Below are 3,784 nucleotides of genomic sequence, written 5' to 3'. Positions count from 1 at the left end.
ATACCGAGCCATCCTGGTACGACGTGTTCCGGGAGGCTGGCGGAGAGGTTGCGAAGGTACGTGCGCAGACAACCGATAGCCAGCAGGGGCGTCGACGCGCCCGCGGCATCCCCAATGACGCCGGAGGAGCCCGCCGACGACGGTGGGCATCGCGTCGGTGCGCCTACGATTACCCCGGCGGCCCCCGGCGGCCTGCGGCGGATAGCGGCGAACGTCGCTACCCCGGCGAACTGGCGGGTCCGGACCAAACTGATCGCGATTCTCGCCGTTCCAATGATCGCCATCCTGGTCAATGCCTCCCAGGGGGCCAACACGGTCCTCAGCAGCACTCAGCAGATCAACAGAGTCCGTAACATGATCCAAATCAGTCGCGCCGCCACCACCCTCACGTTCGAACTGGAACGGGAACGCACCTACACGATCGGCTATGTCGCGAGCGCGGGGCAACAGCGTTCCCTCGACGCGGTCAAGGCAGCACAGGCCCGGGTCGATCAGGCCGCCCGTGACTACGAGGACACCGCCAAGGGCCGCCAGAACGGCTTCAGTGAGCAGACCCGGGCGGCAATCCAAGCAGCCGCCGACCGGCTGTCCCGCCGACAGAACGTACGCGCGACAGCGCTGACTGTAGTTGACCCAGGCACTGTCACCGTGGCCTATACAACTATTATCAACAGTCTTGTCAACCTGGTTGCCCTCATTCCGCAGGGTCAGGACGACGGGTCGCTGCTGGCGGACGTGGTGAGCGCGGACTCGATTGCCCGCTCCGGGGAATTGCTGGCCGCTCAGCAGGCGCTGGTCTACGGCATTCTACAGAAGCAGCAGTTCGACAACAGCGACTATCGCGCGTTCGTCGGATTCCACACTGAGCGCGAAAGCCAGATTTCCCGCTTCGAGGGCGCGGCAACCGGCCCGCAGCGCGATTCGTACGGGACGACTGTTACCGGTCAGGACGTGTCGCAGGCCAACGACAACTCGCAGACCGTGCTGACAGGACGAGTTGGGCAGCCCCTCGACCTGGACGCCCAGAAATGGCTGAGGTCGACCCAACAGACGATGGACCTCAACCACAAGGTCCTGACCTCCCTTTTCAGCGACACCGACAGCCGGGTTCAAACGCTTCGTTCGACTATTCAGCGCAAGGCGCTGGTGGCCGGTCTGCTCATCGTTTTCATCCTGGCCGCCGCCCTCCTCATGACAATGGTCGTGGCCCGCTCCCTGGTGCGGCCACTGCTCGGACTGCGCGCGGCGGCGCTCGACATCGCCGGCAGCCGCCTGCCTGAAGCCGTCCGTCGCCTGCGTGACTCCACTGACCAGGACATCGACACCAACATCCAGCCGGTCGGTATCGACACCGAGGAAGAGATCGGTGAAGTCGCCCGTGCGTTCGACGAGGTACACCGGGAAGCCGTCCGCCTCGCCTCCGAGCAGGCGGTCCTGCGAAACAACGTCAACGCGATGTTCGTCAACCTGTCCCGACGAAGCCAGGGCCTGGTCGAACGGCAGCTACGGCTGATCGACGATCTGGAGAACCGGGAGCAGGACCCCGACCAGCTCTCCAACCTGTTCAAACTCGACCACCTCGCCACCCGTATGCGGCGGAACAACGAGAGCCTGCTGGTCCTCGCCGGTACCGACACCGCTCGCCGCTGGACCCACCCCGTCCCGCTCAACGAGGTCGTCCTCGCCGCCATCTCCGAGGTGGAGCAGTACACGAGGGTGAAGCAGTCGGCCGCGGCCCCGGTATCGATCGCCGGACACGCGGTGAGTGACGTCGTGCACCTCATCGCCGAACTGCTGGAGAACGCGACATCGTTCTCGCCACCAGCAACAGAGGTGCTGGTCACCAGCCATTCGCTCGGTCCCGGCGCAGGGGCAATGATCGAAATTGAGGATCGTGGCATCGGCATGCCGGCCAAGGACCTCGAGCGTGTCAACGAGCGCCTTGCCAACCCGCCGGTCGTCGACGTGTCGGTATCCCGGACGATGGGCCTGTTCGCGGTAGGCCGGCTGGCCACCCGGCACGGCATTCGCGTTCAGCTTCGGGAATCAACGTCCGGCGGCATAACCGCCGTGGTGCGGCTACCAGCCAAAGTTGTCGCCGGTGATCCGTCCTCAAGCGCCCCCGCACGGCCGGCGAGTACCGTCGGTGGCGGTCGCCCATCTGTTGGCAGCCGGCCAGCGGCCGACAACGCTTTCCCCGCGGCCATGCCCAATGGCACCTTCACGGCCAACGGCAGGACGCTGGCCAAGGACAGCGCATTCTCCAACGGCTCTGCCCAGCTCAACGGGCATGCCCCGTTGAATGGCAGCGATCCGAGATCCGTCGAGCCGCAGTTGGGATTCCCGCCTCTTCCGTCCCCGGCGCCGCACATGGCGTCCCACGACGACCAAGACCGGGGACGTCGTCCCGGAGCGGACGGGATGCCGGCCGACAGCGGATTCCGCCAGGCGGGAAGCGGCGGATTGGACGTGGGCTCCACCCGTTTCGGAGGTACGAAGCCAGGGCCGGACGCTCTGTCCAGCGCTACCGGCCCGCAGAACATCATCGCCGGCGACCGGTCGGGAACCGATTTCCCAGCCGCGACCGGACCTTCCAGCGACGGCTATGAGATCCCCCGCGGGCCAACTGTGTCGCCTTGGCCGGCCGCATCGGACACCGGGCCGATCAGCACCGGGCCGATCAGCACCGGGCCGATCGGTAACAGACAGCCCGCAATGGGCCCCACCGGCTTCGGGATGTCAGAACCCACGGATCACGTCGCCCCGGACACGGTGTGGGGTGCTCCGAAGGCCAACGCCGATCCCGCCTTCGGCCGGGCCGCCGTGACCCACGAGGCATACGAGGCATACGAGGGCGGACGCTCGCCCGGCACCATGCCGACGGCCAGCAACCAGCCTGACGATTTCAGTCCAGATCAGGCCGACGCCCCCTTGGATGATTCGTCCTTCGTCCAGGCAAGCGCTAAAGACGATCAAGGTGCTGAACACGAGCTGGACGATGCCGACACAACTCCTATCTTCGACTCGGTATCGGCCTGGTTCCAGCGGCGCTCCCCCGCACCGGCGCTCCCGACCCGGCGGGCTGTGCCACCGCCGTCCCCGCTGCGCCGTCCAGGCCCGGCAATCAACCGTGGCCCGGCGGTACAGCGTGCTGACTCACGCCCGGCAGAACCGCTGAGCCGTCTCGGTGGCCGTGCTAACACGATTGCGGGCGGCGAGAGCACCCGCCCCGGTTCCTCCTTCCCGCCCCCAGGCCGGCTCGCGAACCCTGCCCCGGCAACCAGCCAGGATGCGGCGTCCCCTGAGCTGCCGGTACGCGCCGGTGCGGGGATGGGTCTCCCCCCGGCCTATTCACCAGAGGCGATGTCGAGCGCGATGGTCACCGGTGTCGGCGACGCCACGGCGGCTTCCGCCGCCCCCGGGGCGATCTCCTGGTCCTCCGCCGGTGATGCGGGCTGGCAGGCTGCCGAGGCGGCCCGCCAGCCCGCATCCAGCGGAACGACTCGGGCCGGCCTGCCGTTGCGGGTCCCGATGACCCACCTCGTGCCGGGTAGCGCCGAACCCGGGCCACGGCGCCGTCCACCGGACACGCCCCCTCGGTCTCCGGAAGCAGTCGGTGGCCGGCTCGCCAGCTTCTATCAAGGTGTTCGGCAAGGGCGCGACGTCACCAGGGACGCCGCCCCTCGCCGGGATGCCCAGGAGGACATGTGACGCCCATGAGCTCAGACGCACAGAACCTCAACTGGTTGATCAATAACTTCGTCGAGAGGGTGCCCGGTGTCGC

General features: G+C 67.3%; 1 protein-coding gene. It reads left to right on the top strand.

Annotated elements, in window-relative coordinates; all coding sequences use genetic code 11:
- Positions 1-114: 114 nt before the first annotated feature.
- A complete protein-coding gene (locus tag MJ777_RS22495) occupies positions 115-3,711 on the top strand; it encodes a nitrate- and nitrite sensing domain-containing protein (RefSeq protein WP_370652817.1) in 3,597 nt (1,198 codons plus the stop codon).
- Positions 3,712-3,784: the final 73 nt, after the last annotated feature.

Origin of the sequence: Protofrankia sp. Cj5, from assembly GCF_917627405.1 — a bacterium.
Taxonomy (GTDB): Bacteria; Actinomycetota; Actinomycetes; order Frankiales; family Frankiaceae; genus Protofrankia.
Note: the sequence above shows the minus strand (reverse complement) of the source record. Positions and strands in the feature narration are given on the sequence as shown.